General features: G+C 71.2%; 16 protein-coding genes and 2 pseudogenes. 9 read left to right on the top strand and 9 right to left on the bottom strand.

The annotated features are described in order from the left end of the window. Positions 1–5: 5 nt before the first annotated feature. Positions 6–908, bottom strand: a complete 903-nt coding sequence (locus AB0D48_RS02195; protein WP_362389823.1) for a streptophobe family protein — start codon at positions 906–908, stop codon at positions 6–8. Continuing rightward, positions 905–1,045, bottom strand: coding sequence for a hypothetical protein (locus tag AB0D48_RS02190; RefSeq protein WP_362389821.1), 141 nt, complete (start codon positions 1,043–1,045; stop codon positions 905–907). The genes AB0D48_RS02195 and AB0D48_RS02190 overlap by 4 nt, the downstream gene beginning before the upstream one ends. 269 nt (positions 1,046–1,314) lie before the next feature. Here AB0D48_RS02190 and AB0D48_RS02185 point away from each other — a divergent pair, with 269 nt between their 5' ends. Continuing rightward, positions 1,315–3,831 (top strand): FHA domain-containing protein, encoded by a 2,517-nt coding sequence (locus AB0D48_RS02185; RefSeq protein WP_362390442.1) that lies wholly within the window; start codon positions 1,315–1,317, stop codon positions 3,829–3,831. A 116-nt stretch (positions 3,832–3,947) separates the two neighbouring features. On the opposite strand, the gene AB0D48_RS02180 is transcribed toward AB0D48_RS02185, so the two are convergent. The 3 genes and pseudogenes from AB0D48_RS02180 to AB0D48_RS02170 all read right to left on the bottom strand — a co-directional run bounded on the left by AB0D48_RS02180 (position 3,948) and on the right by AB0D48_RS02170 (position 6,819). Further along, entirely contained in the window at positions 3,948–4,619 is a 672-nt protein-coding gene (locus AB0D48_RS02180; RefSeq protein ID WP_362389819.1) for a transglycosylase SLT domain-containing protein, read from the bottom strand. Positions 4,620–4,928: 309 nt separating this feature from the next. Next, positions 4,929–5,998: pseudogene (locus tag AB0D48_RS02175) on the bottom strand (S-adenosylmethionine:tRNA ribosyltransferase-isomerase). Positions 5,999–6,093: 95 nt separating this feature from the next. Beyond that, entirely contained in the window at positions 6,094–6,819 is a 726-nt protein-coding gene (locus AB0D48_RS02170) for an SDR family oxidoreductase (protein ID WP_362390440.1), read from the bottom strand. A gap of 184 nt (positions 6,820–7,003) precedes the next feature. On the opposite strand from AB0D48_RS02170, the gene AB0D48_RS02165 reads away from it, so the two are divergent. The 3 genes and pseudogenes from AB0D48_RS02165 (at position 7,004) to AB0D48_RS02155 (ending at position 9,172) form a co-directional block, all read left to right on the top strand. Beyond that, the gene (locus AB0D48_RS02165; protein WP_362390438.1) at positions 7,004–8,137 is read left to right on the top strand and encodes a GAF domain-containing sensor histidine kinase; all 1,134 of its coding nucleotides are present in this window, start codon (positions 7,004–7,006) and stop codon (positions 8,135–8,137) included. Next, positions 8,130–8,774 (top strand): annotated as a pseudogene (locus AB0D48_RS02160) (response regulator transcription factor); the annotation flags it as partial. The gene AB0D48_RS02165 and the pseudogene AB0D48_RS02160, both read left to right, overlap by 8 nt. A gap of 152 nt (positions 8,775–8,926) precedes the next feature. Continuing rightward, entirely contained in the window at positions 8,927–9,172 is a 246-nt protein-coding gene (locus tag AB0D48_RS02155; protein ID WP_362390436.1) for a chaplin, read from the top strand. A gap of 280 nt (positions 9,173–9,452) precedes the next feature. Here AB0D48_RS02155 and AB0D48_RS02150 read toward each other — a convergent pair whose 3' ends face one another. Beyond that, positions 9,453–10,238, bottom strand: a complete 786-nt coding sequence (locus AB0D48_RS02150; protein ID WP_362389817.1) for a hypothetical protein — start codon at positions 10,236–10,238, stop codon at positions 9,453–9,455. 133 nt (positions 10,239–10,371) lie between these two features. Between AB0D48_RS02150 and AB0D48_RS02145 the strand changes: the two genes are divergently transcribed. The 4 genes from AB0D48_RS02145 (at position 10,372) to AB0D48_RS02130 (ending at position 13,575) form a co-directional block, all read left to right on the top strand. Continuing rightward, a complete protein-coding gene (locus AB0D48_RS02145) occupies positions 10,372–11,166 on the top strand; it encodes an ABC transporter ATP-binding protein (protein WP_362389815.1) in 795 nt (264 codons plus the stop codon). Between the two features lie 54 nt (positions 11,167–11,220). Further along, entirely contained in the window at positions 11,221–11,652 is a 432-nt protein-coding gene (locus AB0D48_RS02140; protein WP_362389813.1) for an NfeD family protein, read from the top strand. Positions 11,653–11,736: 84 nt separating this feature from the next. Further along, the gene (locus tag AB0D48_RS02135) at positions 11,737–12,714 is read left to right on the top strand and encodes an SPFH domain-containing protein (RefSeq protein WP_362389811.1); all 978 of its coding nucleotides are present in this window, start codon (positions 11,737–11,739) and stop codon (positions 12,712–12,714) included. 90 nt (positions 12,715–12,804) lie between these two features. Further along, on the top strand, positions 12,805–13,575 hold the full coding sequence (locus AB0D48_RS02130; RefSeq protein WP_362389809.1) for a sulfite exporter TauE/SafE family protein: 771 nt from the start codon (positions 12,805–12,807) through the stop codon (positions 13,573–13,575). 70 nt (positions 13,576–13,645) lie between these two features. On the opposite strand, the gene AB0D48_RS02125 is transcribed toward AB0D48_RS02130, so the two are convergent. The 3 genes from AB0D48_RS02125 to AB0D48_RS02115 form a co-directional block, all read right to left on the bottom strand. After that, positions 13,646–14,149, bottom strand: coding sequence for an HNH endonuclease (locus tag AB0D48_RS02125; protein WP_362389807.1), 504 nt, complete (start codon positions 14,147–14,149; stop codon positions 13,646–13,648). 150 nt (positions 14,150–14,299) lie between these two features. Continuing rightward, positions 14,300–14,833 carry a YbhB/YbcL family Raf kinase inhibitor-like protein gene (locus tag AB0D48_RS02120; RefSeq protein ID WP_362389805.1) on the bottom strand — a complete coding sequence of 178 codons (534 nt, stop codon included), beginning with the start codon at positions 14,831–14,833 and terminating at the stop codon, positions 14,300–14,302. A 52-nt stretch (positions 14,834–14,885) separates the two neighbouring features. Further along, entirely contained in the window at positions 14,886–15,668 is a 783-nt protein-coding gene (locus tag AB0D48_RS02115) for a sporulation protein (protein WP_362389803.1), read from the bottom strand. Positions 15,669–15,776: 108 nt separating this feature from the next. Between AB0D48_RS02115 and AB0D48_RS02110 the strand changes: the two genes are divergently transcribed. Next, positions 15,777–16,418, top strand: a complete 642-nt coding sequence (locus AB0D48_RS02110) for a DNA-3-methyladenine glycosylase (RefSeq protein WP_362389801.1) — start codon at positions 15,777–15,779, stop codon at positions 16,416–16,418. Positions 16,419–16,975: the final 557 nt, after the last annotated feature.

Raw genomic sequence — 16,975 nt, 5'->3', positions numbered from 1 at the left:
GGCCCTCAAACGCCGGGCGGGCTGGAATCGCCCTCCGGGCAATCCAGCCCCGCCGGCGCTTGAGGCGCGGGGGTCCGGGGCGGCGCCCCGGGGAACGGTGGAAGGGCAGGGCGGGGAGGAGCCCCGCGCAGCGGCCCCGTGCCGAGGGTCACCGAGCCCGTCAGCAGCGCGTCCAGCGGATCCGGCAGCAGCCGGGCCGGCGCACCCGAGACCCGGCCGCTCAGCGGGACGAAGAGCCCGAGGAGCACGCCCGCCCAGGCCCCGTTCGGTGCGCCCAGCAGCGCCGCGCCCACCACCCGCCCGGGGTGCTCGTCGCCCTCTGCCGCCCACACGGCCGCCGCCAGCCCGGCCGCGGCCGCGGCCAGCAGCATCGCCACCACCGCCGAGACGGCCGGCCGCAGCCGCGCGAGCGACGCGGGCCCGCGCCGTGAGGCCAGCAGGGCCGGCGCCAGTACCGCCGCCGCCCACAGCCCCGCCCCCAGCAGTGTCGGCCCCGGCTCCACCGAGAACCCCACCCGGGCCCGTGTCTCGATCCGGTCCCCGATGCGGTCGGGGAGCAGCCCGCCGATGTCCCCGACACCGGGGAGCCCGGCCTTCGCGGGATCCGCCGGCAGCACGGCCCCGTCAAGGGTGACCACGTCGTGCCCGACCCACGCCGGCGCGCCCGCCGCGCCGACGAGCAGCGCCACGACGACCACCATCCGCGCGACCGTCTCACCGGGCGCCGCCCCGGCGCGTACCGAGCGAAGGAACAGCCGGGCCAGTACCAGGGCCCCGGCCAGTCCCACCCCGAGCGGTACGACGTCCAGCGAGGTCTCGGCGCCCGCCCCGGCCACGCCGAAGACCGACAGATCGCCCGACGGGGTCACGGTGCCGCCCACGGCCAGCACGACCACCGCCGCGGTCATCGCCCCCGGGGGCCTCCCGTCCGGCCGGCACCCAGCAGGTGCAGCCCGAGCGCCGCGACCCCCGCCATCACCACCAGCGACCAGCCCACGGTGGCGATCCCGCACAGCAGGACGTCTCCCCAACGGATGCGGCGCATGAGCGGTCCCCCGATGCGAGCCGAGCGGAGCGGTCGGAGCGGGACGGCCGGAGCGGACGGCCGGGCGAGAAGTCCCGTATCTCACTCTCCGGGTGACTTTCACCCCCGTCAACGGGCAGGCGTAGACACCCTGGCAAGGCCCGGATTCCACATGTGGCCCTGGGCCTGAAATAGTTCCCCCGGATGTTCGCCATCCCTAGACTCCCTGACGTCATGGGGGATTCTCGGGGGACTTAAGTGGGGCTGGAGTGCCGGAACTCGTACTGGAATTGAATGGAAGGACCTGGACGCTCGATCCGTCCAGGTCGTACTCGCTGGGGCGTGATCCCCAGGGAGATGTGGTGATCGATGACGCCCGGGTGTCCTGGCGGCACGCCACCATCAGCTGGAACGGCCGTGGTTGGGGCATCGAGGACCACGGCAGCACCAACGGCACCTACGTGCACGGGGCTCGGGTGCAGCAGGCCGAACTCGTACCCGGGACGCCGGTCCACCTGGGCAACGCCACAGACGGCCCGAGGCTGAATCCCGTCGGTGCCGCGGCGCCCCAGCCGGCCGTGGCCCAGCAGGCCCAGCAGGCCCCGGCTCAGGCGTACGCCCAGCCGCAGGCGCCCGCGTACCAGGCCCCGCAGCAGCAGTCCCAGCAGCAGGCCTGGGCACAGCAGCAACAGCAGCAGCACGCGCAGCAGCAGCAGCCGCACCTCCCGCACCAGCAGGGCGGCCCCGCCGCGGCCCGCCCGGCGCAGGGCGCCGCCCCGCACCACGGAGGCGACCGCAGCCCGACGACGTTCCACCAGCTCTCGCTGGGTCACGTCATGCGGATCGGCCGTGCGCTGGAGAACGAGCTGGTGGTCTCCGACCTCCAGGTCTCGCGCCACCACGCCGAGTTCCGCTCGATGCCCGGCGGCCGGTTCGAGATCCACGACCTCGGCAGCCACAACGGCACCTACGTCAACGGTCAGCCGCTGGCCAAGTCCGGCACCGCGCTGCTCGGCCCGAACGACATCGTCGGCGTCGGCCACTCGACGTTCCGGATCGTCGGCGACCGCCTCGAGGAGTTCGTCGACACCGGCGAGGTCTCCTTCTCGGCCCGCCACCTCACGGTCACGGTCGACGGCGGCAAGCAGATCCTCAAGGACGTCACCTTCGGCGTCCCGGAGAAGTCGCTGATCGGCGTCATCGGCCCCTCCGGCTCCGGAAAGTCGACGCTGCTCAAGGCGCTGACCGGTTACCGGCCCGCGGACCAGGGTGACGTCCTCTACGACAACCGCAACCTGTACAAGCAGTTCGCGGAGCTCCGCCAGCGCATCGGCCTGGTCCCGCAGGACGACATCCTGCACAAGGAACTCAAGGTCAGCACCGCCCTGAAGTACGCGGCCAAGCTCCGCTTCCCGGGTGACACCGCCGAGTCCGAGCGCGAGGCCCGGATCAACGAGGTGCTGCGGGAGCTCAAGCTCGACATCCACAAGGACAAGAAGATCACCTCGCTCTCGGGTGGTCAGCGCAAGCGCGTGTCCGTGGCCCTGGAGCTGCTCACCAAGCCGTCGCTGATCTTCCTGGACGAGCCGACCTCCGGCCTCGACCCGGGCATGGACCGCGATGTCATGCAGCTGCTGCGCGGCCTCGCCGACGACGGCCGCACGGTCCTGGTGGTCACCCACTCGGTCGCCGAGCTGGCCATCTGCGACAAGCTGCTGGTCATGGCCCCGGGTGGGTCGGTCGCCTACTTCGGCCCGCCGGACGAGGCGCTGAACTTCTTCGGCTACACCACGTGGGCCGACGTCTTCTCGGCGTTCGAGAACTACCGCGACTACGACTGGGCCGGCCGCTGGAAGGGCTCGCAGCACTACCAGCTGTACGCCGCCGACCTCGACGCGGTCGCCCCGCAGTCCGTCGCGATGCCGTCCGCGCAGCAGATGATGCCTCCCAAGCCGCAGGCCTGGGGCTCGCAGCTGTGGACGCTGATCCGCCGCTACCTCTCGGTGATCGGATCCGACAAGGGCTTCATCGGCCTGATGCTGATCCTGCCGGCGGTCCTGGGCGTGGTCTCGACGGTCATCCCCGCCAAGTTCGGCCTCGCGCCCCCCGTGGCGCCGTCCCGCTTCAACGGCGACGCCGGCACGATCATGCTGATCCTCGCGGTCGGCATGTGCTTCTCGGGCGCCGCCAACTCGGTCCGCGAGCTGATCAAGGAACGGGTCATCTACGAGCGGGAGCGCGCGACCGGCCTGTCCCGGTCGGCGTACCTCATGTCGAAGGTGATCGTCCTCGGCATCATCACGGCCGTCCAGGGCGTGATCATCTGCGCCATCGGCTTCACCCCGCGCGACCTGCCCACCGAGGGCCTGGTCATGCCGCCGGCCGTCGAGATCTGCCTGTCGGTCATCGCGCTCGGCTTCACCTCGATGATGTTCGGCCTGGTGATCTCCTCGCTGGTGAAGACCGCCGAGAAGACCATGCCGCTGCTCGTGATGTTCGCGATCGTCCAGGTCGTCTTCACCGGCATCCTCTTCCAGGTGTACGACTCCCCGGGCCTGGAGCAGTTCGCCTGGCTGATGCCGTCCCGCTGGGCCATCGCCGCCGCCGGCACCACCCTGAACCTCGGCAAGCTCATGCCGCCGTGGGACGCCGACAACCCGACCAACACCGACCCGCTCTGGGACGCCACGGTCGGCCAGTGGAGCCTGAACATCACCATCCTGCTGCTCCTCGGCATCGCCTGCGGCTTCGCGGTACAGCGCCTGCTGCGCCGCCACGAGCCCGAGGTCATGCGGGCCGGCAAGTAGTCCTGCCGTAGTGGTCCGGCCCTGGCGCCGGCCGTACGCACGAACGCCTCAGGGCGGCACCCGGTACTCCGGGGGCCGCCCTGAGGCGCATGGGGGGTCTTGATGCCGTCGGCGTCCTAGTAGGCGCTGTTGACGTTGTCCATCGAGCCGTAGCGGTCGGCCGCGTAGTTGCAGGCGGCGACGATGTTGGCGACCGGGTCGTACTGGTCGAACTTGGTGCCCTTGACGTGGTACGTCTTGAAGGTCGGGTAGATGACCTGGAGCAGACCCTTGCTGGGGATGCCGTTCTGGGCGTTGATGTCCCAGTTGTTGATCGCCATCGGGTTGCCGCTGGACTCACGCATGATGTTGCGGTGGATACCGGCGTAGGTGCCCGGAATGCCTTCCTTCTTCATGATGAAGAGGGCTTCCTTGATCCAGCCGTCCAGGTTGTTCGCGAAGACGGGGGTGCGGGCGGCGGAGCGGCTCGCGGCCGCCTTCTGCTCGCGGTCCTTCTTCGCGGCGGCCTTGGCCTTGGCGGCGGCGTCGGCCTTGGCCTTGGCCTCCTTCGCCGCCTTGTCGGCGACGACCTGCTGCACGGAGAGGTGCTGCTGTACTGCCTTCGTCTGCGCGCCGGCGACGACCTGGGACCAGGCGACGGGGGCGACGGCGACCGTCTCGGCCTCGGCGGTGTCGGCCGGGACGAGGGAGAAGGCGAGAGCGGCGGCACTGAACGTGGCGACGCCGGCAATGGACAGCTTGTGTGCCTTCGTCAGACGACTGTGACCGGAAGTGCTGGAAGCAGACATGGCGGGGCAACCTCTTCGAATCGCGGGAGCCGCAGGAAAGCGCCGCTGGGATCCGGGGATCCGCGGCGCTGTGCGGCGAGAGCAATTCTTAGCGGCGGCAAAATCCTGTGGCAAAGGTGTGACGTACGATCCCGCTTAGTGGATCACGGGCGGGCGCCGAGGCCCGATTTCCGGCCTCGGCGCTACGTGCGCCCGTGCTGACAGGACCTTTACCCCTCCACTAGGGAGCTTCGTAAGTGATGTGGGTCCTATGTGCGGGCTCACATCGAGCACGTAACAGTCTCACCATCCGTTGCTGAAGCAACGCACTCAGTGATCGGCCTCCTCCTTGAGTAGCAGGTGCACGTCCCCGAACTCGTGCCAGAGGCAGCGACGGGCCACCGCCTCCGCATACCCGAGCTGTACGGCGGCACGCCCCGCGACCGCTTCCAGCATCAGCAGATGGGACGCCTCCGGCTCGTGCAGCCCGGTCAGCAGCCCGTCCACGACCCGCACCCCGCGCTCCGGCGTCACCACCAGGTCCGTCCAGCCGACGGCCCGGCGCACCACGCCCCGCGCGTCCGCGGCCGACTCCAGGGCCCGTACCGCCGTCGTCCCCACCGCGATCACCCTCCCGCCCGCCGCCCGCGCGGCGTTCACCAGCCGCGCCGTGCTCGCCGGCACTTCGTACCGCTCCGGGTACGGCGGCTCGTGCGCCTCCTGCGAGGCCACGCCCGCGTGCAGGGTCAGCGGGGCGAACTGCACCCCCCGGCTCACCAGCCGCGCCACCAGCTCGGCGGTGAAGGGCCGCCCGGCGCTCGGCATCTCCGCCGATCCCGCCCCGTCGGTCCTCGGCACCGCGAACACCGTCTGATACGCCGACAGCGGCTGGTCCCGCTCCGTGTACGCGTACCGGATCGGCCGCCCGTACGCCCGCAGCAGGCCGGGCACGTCATCCGTCGAGGGCCGCGCCCACCACAGCCGGTCCGCGCCCGCCGCGAGGGGCTCCTCCAGTACGAGGTGATGTCCGCCCGGCAGCTCCACCACCGCACCGGCCGGCCCCCCGGCACGCGGCCCGGTCGTGCCCCGCCCGGCCGGGGTCCGCAGCTCCACCGACCACCGGCCCCCGGCGCCCCGGGTCGAGAAGTGCACCACCAGTGCCTCGCCGCCCTTGCCGCCGCGCCGCCCAGCCGGGCGTCCACGGCGGCCGCCAGCGTGGCCGAGGTGTTGACCACCAGCACGTCCCCGGCCCGCAGCAGCTCCGGCAGCTCCCGGAAGGCGTGCAGCGACACCTCGCTACTGCCCCGTGAGGCCAGCAGCCGCACCGCGTCCCGGCCCAGCCCGGGCCCGCGTTGCTCGGCCGGTACGCGGGCCAGCAGGTCGGGCGGAATGTCCCTTATATAGGGACTCTTCTGCCGTAGTGCCGGACGCCCGCTCACGGCTCCGCTCACGGCTCCGCTCACGGCTCCGCTCACGGCTCCGCTCACGGCCCCGCTCACCGCCCCGCTCCCGCTCCCGCGCCGGCCCCCGCCGCCAGCCCCTCGGCCGTGTACCGCCCGCTCGGCAGCCCGTCCGCCACCAGCCGCAGCAGCATCGGAGCCACCTCCTCCGGCGCCGGCAGCCCCGCCAGGTCCTCCCCGGGCTCGGCCGCCGCCATCATCCGCGTCCGCATCGAGCCCGGATCCGCCCACCACACCCGCAGCCCCGGCTCCTCGACCGCCAGTACCGCCGACAGCAGATCCCCGGCCGCCTTGGTGGCCCCGTACGCACCCCACGTGGCGTACGGGACCACCGCGGCGTCCGAGCTGATGTTCAGCACCGCCCCGGCCGCCGAGGCGCGCAGCAGCGGCAGCCCCTCCTGGACCAGGCCCAGCGGCCCGACCACATTGACCTCGAAGGCCTCCCGCAGCCCCTCCAGCGGATGGACCGCCAGCGGCACCAGCGGCTCCGCCCCCAGCACCCCCGCGTTGTTCACCAGCAGGTCCAGCCCGCCCAGCTCCCGCGCCGCCGCCAGCAGCGCCGCCCGGTGCTCCCCCGAGGACACGTCCCCCGCCACCGCCACAACCCGCACCCCGGCCGTCCGCTCCAGCCCGGCCGCAGCCTCCTTCAGCGCCGCCGCGCCCCTCGCGCTCAGCACCAGGTCCCAGCCGCGCTCCGCCAGCTCCCCGGCCAGTGCCCGGCCCAGCCCCCTCGACGCCCCCGTCACCACCGCCACCGACATGACCGCACCCTCGCCTTCCGTACCGATCAGCAGATGCCCCCAACCTAGGAAGTCCGCACCCGCCGCCGCGTCGGTCGCGCGGCCCACCCGTACCGGTCCGTTGGACCTACGTCCACCGCTCCGCCCATCGCCCGATCCCGCAGGTCACGGCCGCCGGTACGGTGAGGCCATGACCGGTAGTCCCATGTACGGCGGACCCCGCAGCGGCCTGGCCGCCGTGAGCACCGCGCTGCTCGCCATGAGCCGCCGCCTGGAGGCCCGCGACGTCCTGCGCACGATCGTCGTCTCGGCCCGAGAGCTCCTGGACGCCGAGTACGCGGCCCTGGGCGTCCCGGACGACCACGGCGGTTTCGCCCAGTTCGTCGTGGACGGCATCAGCGCCGAGCAGTGGCGCCGCATCGGCCCACTGCCCCGCCAGCACGGCATCCTCGCCGCGATGCTCCACCAGGACGGCCCCGAGCGGCTGGCCGACGTACGCCAGGACCCGCGCTTCGAGGGCTGGCCCGCCGCCCACCCCGAGATGTCCGACTTCCTCGGCCTGCCCGTCCGGGACGGCGAGGAGACCCTCGGCGCCCTCTTCCTCGCCAACAAGAAGGGCTCGCGCGGCTTCACCGACGAGGACGAGGAACTCCTCTCCCTCCTCGCCCAGCACGCCGCGATAGCCCTCACCAACGCCCGGCTCTACGAGCGCAGCCGCGAGCTCACCATCGCCGAGGAACGCTCCCGCCTCGCCCATGAGCTGCACGACGCCGTCAGCCAGAAGCTCTTCTCACTGCGCCTCACCGCCCAGGCCGCCGCCGCCCTCGTGGACCGCGACCCGGCCCGCGCCAAGGACGAGCTCCAGCAGGTCGCCGTACTGGCGGCGGAGGCCGCCGACGAGCTGCGCGCCGCCGTGACCGAGCTCCGCCCGGCCGCGCTGGACGAGGACGGCCTGGTCGCCACCCTCAGGACCCACGTCCACGTACTGGACCGCGCGCACACCGCCCACGTCACCTTCACCTGTGACGGCGTACGGGCCCTCCCCTCGACCCAGGAGGAAGCCCTCCTGCGCGTCGCCCAGGAGGCCCTCCACAACGCCCTGCGCCACTCGGGGGCGGACCGGGTCGAGGTCACCCTGGCCAAGAGCCCGGCCGGGGGAGCGGTCCTCACGGTCGTCGACTCGGGCAAGGGCTTCGACCCCCGGGCCGTCCGCAGCGCCGGCCGCCACCTGGGCCTGGTCTCCATGCGGGACCGCGCCGGCGGCGTCGGGGGCCGGCTCACCGTGCACTCGGAGCCCGGCAAGGGCACCACGATCGAGATGGAGGTCCCCGGTGGCTGATACCCCCGGCCGGATCCGCGTACTGCTGGTCGACGACCACCAGGTGGTCCGCCGGGGCCTGCGCACGTTCCTGGAGGTCCAGGACGACATCGAGGTGGTCGGAGAGGCCTCCGACGGCGAGGAGGGCATCGCCCGCGCCGAGGAGCTGCGGCCCGACGTGATCCTCATGGACGTCAAGATGCCGGGCACCGACGGCATCGAGGCGTTGCGCCGGCTGCGCGAGCTCACGAACCCCGCGCGGGTGCTGGTCGTCACCAGCTTCACGGAGCAGCGGACCGTGGTCCCCGCCCTGCGGGCCGGCGCGGCGGGGTACGTCTACAAGGACATCGACCCCGACGCCCTCGCCGGAGCCATCCGCTCCGTCCACGCCGGCCACGTCCTCCTCCAGCCGGAGGTGGCGGTGACCCTGCTCTCCCAGGAGGACCAGACCCCCTCCGCCGGCCGGCCGGGCTCACTGACCGACCGCGAGCGCGAGGTCCTGGGCCTCATCGCCGACGGCCGGTCGAACCGGGAGATCGCCCGCGCCCTGGTCCTCTCCGAGAAGACGGTCAAGACCCACGTCTCGAACATCCTGATGAAGCTGGACCTGTCCGACCGGACGCAGGCGGCGTTGTGGGCGGTCAGGCACGGAATCGCCGAGCGGCGCAAGAATCGGACCAGCTCGTTCCGGTCTGAGATTCATACGGTCGGGTGTATGTAGCCCACATGGCGTATCCCGATCGCCGGGTGACCGTTCTCCATGGCGTGCCGCGACGGCTGGTCGTGGCAGACGTACTGGAGGACGAGAACGTGAAGAACTTCAAGAAGGCCGCAGCCGTCACCATGATCGCGGGCAGCCTCGTGGCCGCCGGCGCCGGTGTCTCCTCGGCGCACGGCGGTGCGTCGGCGGAGGGCGAGGCCCTGAACTCGCCCGGCGTGGCCTCCGGGAACCTGCTCCAGGTCCCCGTCCACGTCCCCGTGAACGTGGTCGGCAACTCGGTCACCGTGATCGGCCTGCTCAACCCGGCCTTCGGCAACACCGGCGTGAACGCCTGACCCCGGCCCGACACCGCGGCCCCGCTTCCCCCCTCTCCCCGGGAAGCGGGGCCGCCGCCGTTCCTGCGCCGGGCGCACGTTCAGCCCCCGTGGGGGCACCTCCCAGCGGAAGCTGGGGGAGTGAGGCGCGGGGGTCAGGGGCGGAGCCCCCAGCTGCCGGGCGCAGCCGCGGTCCGGCATTCCGGCGCCGCCCGGCCACATCGCCTCGCCGGCGATCGAGGCGCGGGGTCCCGGGCGGAGCCCCAGGAGCCCCGGCACAGGAGCCCCGCTAGCGCCCCCGCTAGCGCCCCCGCTCGCGCTCCTCGACGGCAGAGTTGTACGCCGCGACAAGGGCCCGCCGGGCCACCCGCTCCACCGGCCGCAAGGCCTCGGCCCGCGCCGCCATCTCCGAGGCGGCCACCGCACCCCCGTGCCCGTTCTCGTACGCCAGCGACACCATCAGGTCCACCCGCTGCGCCAGCGCCAGCACCCGTACCGCCCGCGCCGGATAGCCCGGAGCCAGCACCTCCCGCCCCGCCTCCGCCCGCGCCCGGTACGCCGACAGGGCTGCCTCCGCCGCCGGGCCCGACCCCGCCACGTCCAGCCGCGTCAGCACCACGGTCGCCTCGCGCAGCGCCTCCGCCAGCTCCCGCTCCGCCTCGCCCAGCGACGGCACGTCCGCCGGCGGGGCCTCCCGTACCGGCAGGCAGTGCCAGGTCACCGACACGTGCACGTCCCCGGCCGGCCCGGCCTCGTACACCTCCGGCACCAGACCCAGCGCCGCACCCACCGCGACGACCGCCTCCTCCGCGTCCAGCGCCCGCGCGTTGAACTCCGGCGGCCCGCTCAGCCCCAGCGGATGCCCCGGAGCCGGCAGCGCCACCCGCAGCCCCGACACCCCCAGCGCCCGCATCCGCCCCAGCGCCAGCGTGAGACCCACCGGACCCGATTCCCCGGGCAGCCCGGCCACCCGGTGCACGGCGTCCTCGCCCACGATCGACAACACGGCCTCGTCGGGCGAGACCAGACCGGCCAGCAGCGCGTTCCCCCAGGCGGCCAGCCGCCCTGAACGTGGTTCGAAAAGCATCCCCCAACTCTACGGACCCGCCCTCTGGCCCGGCCCCGGCCCCGGACCCCTCCGCGAGTGGCGTAGGTTTTCCCCTGGGGCTGCGCCTGCCGGCGCACAGAGAACCGTGACTGCAAGGGGTGACAACACGCTCATGAGCGATGTTCTGGAGCTGGTGGACGTATCCGTGGTCCGCGAGGGCCGGGCTCTGGTGGACCAGGTCTCCTGGTCGGTGAAGGAGGGGGAGCGCTGGGTGATCCTCGGCCCCAACGGCGCCGGCAAGACCACGCTGCTGAACCTCGCCTCCAGCTACCTCTTCCCGACCAAGGGCGCCGCCACCATCCTCGGCAGCACCCTCGGCAAGGTGGACGTCTTCGAGCTGCGCCCCCGCATCGGCATCGCCGGTATCGCGATGGCCGACAAGCTGCCCAAGCGGCAGACCGTCCTGCAGACCGTCCTCACCGCCGCATACGGCATGACGGCGACCTGGCAGGAGGAGTACGAGGACGTCGACGAGCAGCGCGCCCGCGCCTTCCTCGACCGCCTCGGCATGACGGACTACCTCGACCGGAAGTTCGGCACCCTCTCCGAGGGCGAGCGCAAGCGCACGCTGATCGCCCGCGCCCTGATGACCGACCCCGAGCTGCTGCTCCTCGACGAGCCCGCCGCCGGCCTGGACCTCGGTGGCCGCGAGGACCTCGTACGCCGCCTCGGCCGCCTCGCCCGCGACCCGCTCGCGCCCTCCATGGCCATGGTCACGCACCACGTCGAGGAGATCGCCCCCGGATTCACCCACGTCCTGATGATCCGCCAGGGCAAGGTCGTCACCGCGGGCCCGATCGACCTCGAACTGACCTCCCGTAACCTGTCGCTCTGCTTCGGCCTCCCGCTGGTCGTCGAGCGCAACGACAACGACCGCTGGACCGCCCAGGGCCTTCCCCTCGGCTAGTGCGAGCCCCCCGCACCCTGTCCCGACCGCGCCCACCGGACCTACCATGACCATGTGGACGACATCGACGCATGGGTGTGGTGGCTCGTCGGAGCGGTCGGACTGGGCATCCCCCTCGTCCTGACGGCGATGCCCGAGTTCGGCATGTTCGCCGTCGGAGCGGTGGCGGCGGCCGTCACCGCGGCCGTCGGCGGGGGAATGGTGGCCCAGGTCCTGGTCTTCGTGATCGTGTCGGTCGCGCTCATCGCCGTCGTCCGGCCGATCGCCAACCGGCACCGCGACCAGCGGCCCCAACACCGCAGCGGAATCGACGCGTTGAAGGGCCGCAGCGCCGTCGTCCTCGAACGCGTCGACAGCAGTGGCGGCCGCATCAAGCTCGCCGGCGAGATCTGGTCCGCGCGCACCCTCGACGCGTACAGCACTTTCGAACCCGGCCAGTCCGTCGACGTCGTGGAGATCGACGGGGCGACCGCCGTCGTCATGTGACAAGCAGCCTGCTCGCAGCCCGCGGGTCTGCGAGACTCCGTTCAACGGGGCAGCACAGACAGCCGGAAGGGCACGGGGAACCGCATGCAACCGATCATCATCGTCCTGATCATTCTGGTGGTTCTGGTCTTCATCGCACTGGTCAAGACGATCCAGGTGATCCCGCAGGCCAGCGCCGCCATCGTCGAGCGGTTCGGCCGCTACACCCGCACCCTCAACGCGGGCCTCAACATCGTCGTCCCGTTCATCGACTCGATCCGCAACCGGATCGACCTCCGCGAGCAGGTCGTCCCCTTCCCGCCGCAGCCGGTCATCACCCAGGACAACCTGGTCGTCAACATCGACACCGTCATCTACTACCAGGTGACCGACGCCCGCGCCGCGACGTACGAAGTGGCCAGCTACATCCAGGCCATCGAGCAGCTCACCGTCACCACGCTGCGCAACATCATCGGCGGCATGGACCTGGAGCGGACCCTCACGTCCCGCGAGGAGATCAACGCCGCCCTGCGCGGGGTCCTCGACGAAGCCACCGGCAAGTGGGGCATCCGCGTCAACCGCGTCGAGCTCAAGGCCATCGAGCCGCCGACCTCCATCCAGGACTCGATGGAGAAGCAGATGCGCGCCGACCGCGACAAGCGCGCCGCGATCCTCCAGGCCGAAGGTGTCCGCCAGTCCGAGATCCTGCGCGCCGAGGGCGAGAAGCAGTCCTCCATCCTCCGCGCCGAAGGCGAGGCCAAGGCCGCCGCCCTGCGCGCCGAGGGTGAAGCCCAGGCCATCCGTACGGTGTTCGAGTCCATCCACGCCGGCGACGCCGACCAGAAGCTCCTCGCCTACCAGTACCTCCAGATGCTCCCCAAGATCGCCGAAGGCGACGCCAACAAGCTCTGGATCGTGCCGAGCGAGATCGGCGACGCCCTCAAGGGCCTCTCCGGCGCCATGGGCAACTTCGGTCCCATGGGCGGCGGTTCCGGCTTCAACCCGCAGAACTCCGGCAAGGACGGCGGCAACGTGACGGACAAGGGCGGCGCGGGCCGCCGCGAACAGCCCCCCATCGACTGAACGGCCCATCCCCTCCTGCATGATCAGTGAGGCCCCTCGACCTTCATGGCGGGGAGGCGACTCACTCATGCAAAGGGGATGGCCCAGTCCATGTCCATCTGGGAATCACTCGCGGTCTTCGCCGCCGGCATCGGCGCCGGCACCATCAACACCATCGTCGGCTCCGGCACCCTGATCACCTTCCCGGTGCTGCTCGCCACCGGCCTGCCGCCCGTCACCGCCAACGTGTCCAACACCCTCGGCCTGGTGCCCGGTTCCATCAGCGGAGCCATCGGCTACCGCAAGGAGCTCCAGGGCCAGCGCGCCCGCATCATCCGGCTCGGCTCGGTGTCGCTCCTCGGCGGGCTCGCGGGCGCCGTCCTGCTCCTCACCCTGCCGTCCGACTCCTTCGACACGATCGTGCCCGTCCTCATCGGACTCGCCCTCGTGCTCGTCGTCCTCCAGCCCCGCCTCGCCGCCGCCCTGCGCCGGCGCCAGGAGGCCGCGGGCGGCGACACCGGCCACCCCGACGGCGGACCCGCGCTGTTGTCCGGCATGCTGCTCTCCAGCGCGTACGGAGGCTACTTCGGGGCGGCCCAGGGCGTGCTCTACCTCGGCCTGATGGGCCTGCTGCTCCGTGATGACCTGCAGCGGATCAACGCCGTGAAGAACGTCATCGCCGCCCTGGTGAACGGCATCGCGGCCGTCCTGTTCCTGTTCGTCGCCGAATTCGACTGGACGGCCGTCGTCCTCATCGCCGTCGGCTCCACCATCGGCGGCCAGATCGGCGCCAAGGTCGGCCGGCGTCTCCCGCCGACCGCCCTGCGCGCGGTCATCGTCACGGTCGGCGTCATCGCCATCGTCCAGCTGCTGGTCCGCTGAGCGACGTAGCAGAGTTACGCCGCCCAGCGCCCCCGGCTACGCGATAACCGGGGGCAGCCCGGGCACACGACTACGCGGAGCGCTCCAGCCACTCCGGCAGCGCCTCGCGCCCGGCCACCCCCAGGGCGAGCAGCATGGCGTCCGCCGGAGACGGCACGAAGGGCTTCCGGAGGAGCGGCATCCCCGCCTCCTCCGGAGTCCGGGCCGCCTTGCGGTGGTTGTCCTCGGCGCAGGAGGCCACCGTGTTCAGCCAGGTGTCCCCACCCCCCTGGGCCCTCGGCAGCACGTGGTCCACGGTCGTCGCGCGCTTCCCGCAGTACGCGCACCGGTGTTGGTCCCGGACCAACACCCCCCTCCGCGACCAGGGAGCATGTCTTCGGAAGGGCACCCGGACGTACCTGCAGAGCCTGATCACCCGCGGCATCGGAAGCTCCATGGTGGCCGCGCGCACGCGCAACTCGGGATGCGACTGTTCGACCACGGCCTTGTCCTGGAGCACCAGGACCACCGCCCGGTTCAGCGTCACCGTCGACAGCGGCTCGAAGCTCGCATTCAGCACCAGCGTGTCCCGCATCTCGCCCACCTCCCGTGTGCAGGCCCGCGACCACCCTTGCGGCAGGGCCCGCGACCACTCTGGCCGGGCGCGCCACGCGGGACAACGCAATAAAAATGCCCGGTCCTGGCCTTCTTTAGACCAGGACCGGGCAAACAGCGGGAGAAGAGATCAGCGCGCGGGGGACTCGTACTCACCGATGAGCTGGGCCCGTCCGAGCGTGTGGAACCGCAGGTTGAACCCGACCGCGGCGGGGGAGACGTCCTCGCCGGGGCCGAGCTTCTCCTGATCCACCGCGTACACGGTGAAGACGTACCGGTGCCGCTCCCCGGCCGGCGGAGCCGCCCCGCCGAAGTCCTTGGTCCCGTAGTCGTTCCGCACGTGCACGGCCCCGGGGGGCAGCCCCTCGAACTTCCCGCCGCCCGCCCCGGCCGGCAGCTCCGTGACCGAGGCCGGCAGATCGAAGAGCACCCAGTGCCAGAACCCGCTGCCCGTGGGCGCGTCCGGGTCGAAGCACGTCACTGCGAAGCTCTTCGTCCCCTCCGGGAACCCCTCCCACCGCAGCTGCGGCGAGACGTTCCCGCCCGCTTTCACCTGGGCGTCGCCCAGATCGGCGCCGGGCGCGAGATCCGTGCTGGTCACGGTGAACTCGTGCACCTCGGGGTGGAAGTCGTGCGGAAGAGGAGCCCTGTTCTGCTCGGTCACTGCTGACCCTCCTGCTCGGATCGGATACGTGTACCGCTCCGAGCCTAGGAGCCTAGAACCAGTTGCGCTGGGAACCGACGGACGCGATCCACTGGTTCAGGTACGCCGCCCAGTCGGTGCCCTGGTACGACTGCAGGCCCACCTGGAAGCAGCGGTAGGTGTCGCTGCCCTCGCTGAACAGCCCCGGCTTCTTGTCCATCTCCAGGACGACGTCCATCTCCCGGCCGTCCGAGACGAAGGTCAGCTCGACCTGGTTCAGACCCCGGTACTGCGAGGGCGGCAGGAACTCGATCTCCTGGTAGAAGGGCAGCGTCTGCCGCGTCCCCCGGATGTGCCCGCGCTCCATGTCCGCACTGCGGAACGAGAAGCCCAGCTGGCGGAACGCGTCGAGGATCGCCTGCTGCGCCGGCACCGGGTGCACGTTGATCGGGTCGAGGTCGCCCGCGTCGACCGCGCGCGCGATCTCCAGCTCGGTGCTGACCCCGATGTTCATCCCGTGCAGGTGCTGACCCCCGAAGTGGGTGATCGGCGTCTCCCAGGGGATCTCCAGCCCGAAAGGCACCACGTGCAGCGCGCCGGCCTGTACCTGGAACGCACCGCCGAGGCGCTGCTTGGTGAAGACGACGTCCTGCTTGTACTCCTGGTCACCGCCTTCCACCTCCACACGCGCCTGCAGCCCGATGGACAGCCCCTCGATCTGCTGCTCCACGGAGCCGCCCTGGATCCGGACCTCGCCCTGGACGATCCCGCCCGGCACGACGTTCGGCTCTGTGATGATCGTGTCCACCGAAGCACCACCGGCACCCAGGCTCGCGAACAGCTTCTTGAACCCCATGCTCAAACTCCCCTTGAAGGATCTGGCGACTACGCCGCGACTACCCCTTACATACGCGGAACCTTAGGCCCCGGTTGCAGGTGCGCGCGTTCCACTACGCTCGACCGGATGAGCGCGCGCCCCGACCGTACGCCCCTGCCCCGGAGCTTCTTCGACCGCCCGGTCCTTGCCGTGGCCCCGGACCTCCTGGGCCGCACCCTGGTGCGCCGTACGCCGGACGGCCCCATCGAACTGCGCATCACGGAGGTGGAGGCGTACGAAGGGGAGTCCGACCCGGGCTCCCACGCCTACCGCGGCCGCACGGCACGCAACGCGTCGATGTTCGGTCCGCCCGGACACGCGTACGTCTACTTCATCTACGGCATGTGGTTCAGCCTCAACCTGGTGTGCGGCCCGCCCGACCACGCGAGCGGGGTCCTGGTGCGCGCCGGCGAGATCACGGTGGGCGCCGACCTGGCTGCCAAACGGCGACTTTCCGCCAGATATCCGAGAGAACTGGCCAAGGGCCCGGCCCGTCTGGCCACCGCCCTGGACGTGGACCGCTCCCTAGACGGCACCGACCTCTGCGGGGGCCCCGATTCCCCACTCTCCCTCCTCACGGGCACCCCCACCTCGCCCGACCAGGTCAGCAGCGGCCCGCGCACGGGAGTGGGCGGCGCCGGCGCCACCCACCCGTTCCGCTTCTGGATCACCCACGACCCGACGGTGAGCCCGTACCGCGCCCACGCGCCACGCCGCCGCTCAACTTGACTCGCCCCTGGCGGACGCCTAACGTAGCCCGAGCCGCTTGAACGGGGCACTGCCATCAGCAGCCCCCCGGAGCGGCCAACCCCAACTCACTACGACTTACCCCTGGCGGGGTTCCATTCGGCATGTCCGAATTCCTGGCCAGTGGCTCGATTATGAGCCGCAAGGGATAAGCGCTAATGTGGTGGAGCGCCGAAAGGCAAAGACCCCCAACGGTCACTGAATTCAAATCCAAGTCCGGTAAACGGCGCGGAAATGATCTGGTAGAGTCGGAAACGCAAGAACACAGAACGAAAGCCCGGAGGAAAGCCCGAGAGGGTGAGTACAAAGGAAGCGTCCGTTCCTTGAGAACTCAACAGCGTGCCAAAAATCAACGCCAGAAGTTGATACCCCGTCCACTTCGGTGGATGAGGTTCCTTTGAAAAAGACCTGTGAGGCTTCCTCGTGGAGCACTTGCAGGCAATTACACAGCGAGGACGTTGTGGCGCGTCGGTCTTATTCCGACATGACGTGCCCGCTCTAAGTGATGTGTGCACCCGATTACGGGTAAACATTCATGG

Source organism: Streptomyces sp. NPDC048269 (genome assembly GCF_040652395.1).
Taxonomy (GTDB): domain Bacteria; phylum Actinomycetota; class Actinomycetes; order Streptomycetales; family Streptomycetaceae; genus Streptomyces.
The sequence above is the reverse complement of the archived record's forward strand: the minus strand, read 5'-3'. Positions and strand labels throughout refer to the sequence as shown.

Bases quoted from the DNA above. Each gene is read 5' to 3' on its own strand.
- AB0D48_RS02195 (WP_362389823.1), bottom strand. From the start codon at position 908: ATGACCGCGGCGGTGGTCGTGCTGGCCGTGGGCGGCACCGTGACCCCG.
- AB0D48_RS02190 (WP_362389821.1), bottom strand. From the start codon at position 1,045: ATGCGCCGCATCCGTTGGGGAGACGTCCTGCTGTGCGGGATCGCCACC.
- AB0D48_RS02180 (WP_362389819.1), bottom strand. From the start codon at position 4,619: ATGTCTGCTTCCAGCACTTCCGGTCACAGTCGTCTGACGAAGGCACAC.
- AB0D48_RS02170 (WP_362390440.1), bottom strand. From the start codon at position 6,819: ATGTCGGTGGCGGTGGTGACGGGGGCGTCGAGGGGGCTGGGCCGGGCA.
- AB0D48_RS02165 (WP_362390438.1), top strand. From the start codon at position 7,004: ATGTACGGCGGACCCCGCAGCGGCCTGGCCGCCGTGAGCACCGCGCTG.
- AB0D48_RS02150 (WP_362389817.1), bottom strand. From the start codon at position 10,238: ATGCTTTTCGAACCACGTTCAGGGCGGCTGGCCGCCTGGGGGAACGCG.
- AB0D48_RS02145 (WP_362389815.1), top strand. From the start codon at position 10,372: ATGAGCGATGTTCTGGAGCTGGTGGACGTATCCGTGGTCCGCGAGGGC.
- AB0D48_RS02135 (WP_362389811.1), top strand. From the start codon at position 11,737: ATGCAACCGATCATCATCGTCCTGATCATTCTGGTGGTTCTGGTCTTC.
- AB0D48_RS02130 (WP_362389809.1), top strand. From the start codon at position 12,805: ATGTCCATCTGGGAATCACTCGCGGTCTTCGCCGCCGGCATCGGCGCC.
- AB0D48_RS02125 (WP_362389807.1), bottom strand. From the start codon at position 14,149: ATGCGGGACACGCTGGTGCTGAATGCGAGCTTCGAGCCGCTGTCGACG.
- AB0D48_RS02115 (WP_362389803.1), bottom strand. From the start codon at position 15,668: ATGGGGTTCAAGAAGCTGTTCGCGAGCCTGGGTGCCGGTGGTGCTTCG.
- AB0D48_RS02110 (WP_362389801.1), top strand. From the start codon at position 15,777: ATGAGCGCGCGCCCCGACCGTACGCCCCTGCCCCGGAGCTTCTTCGAC.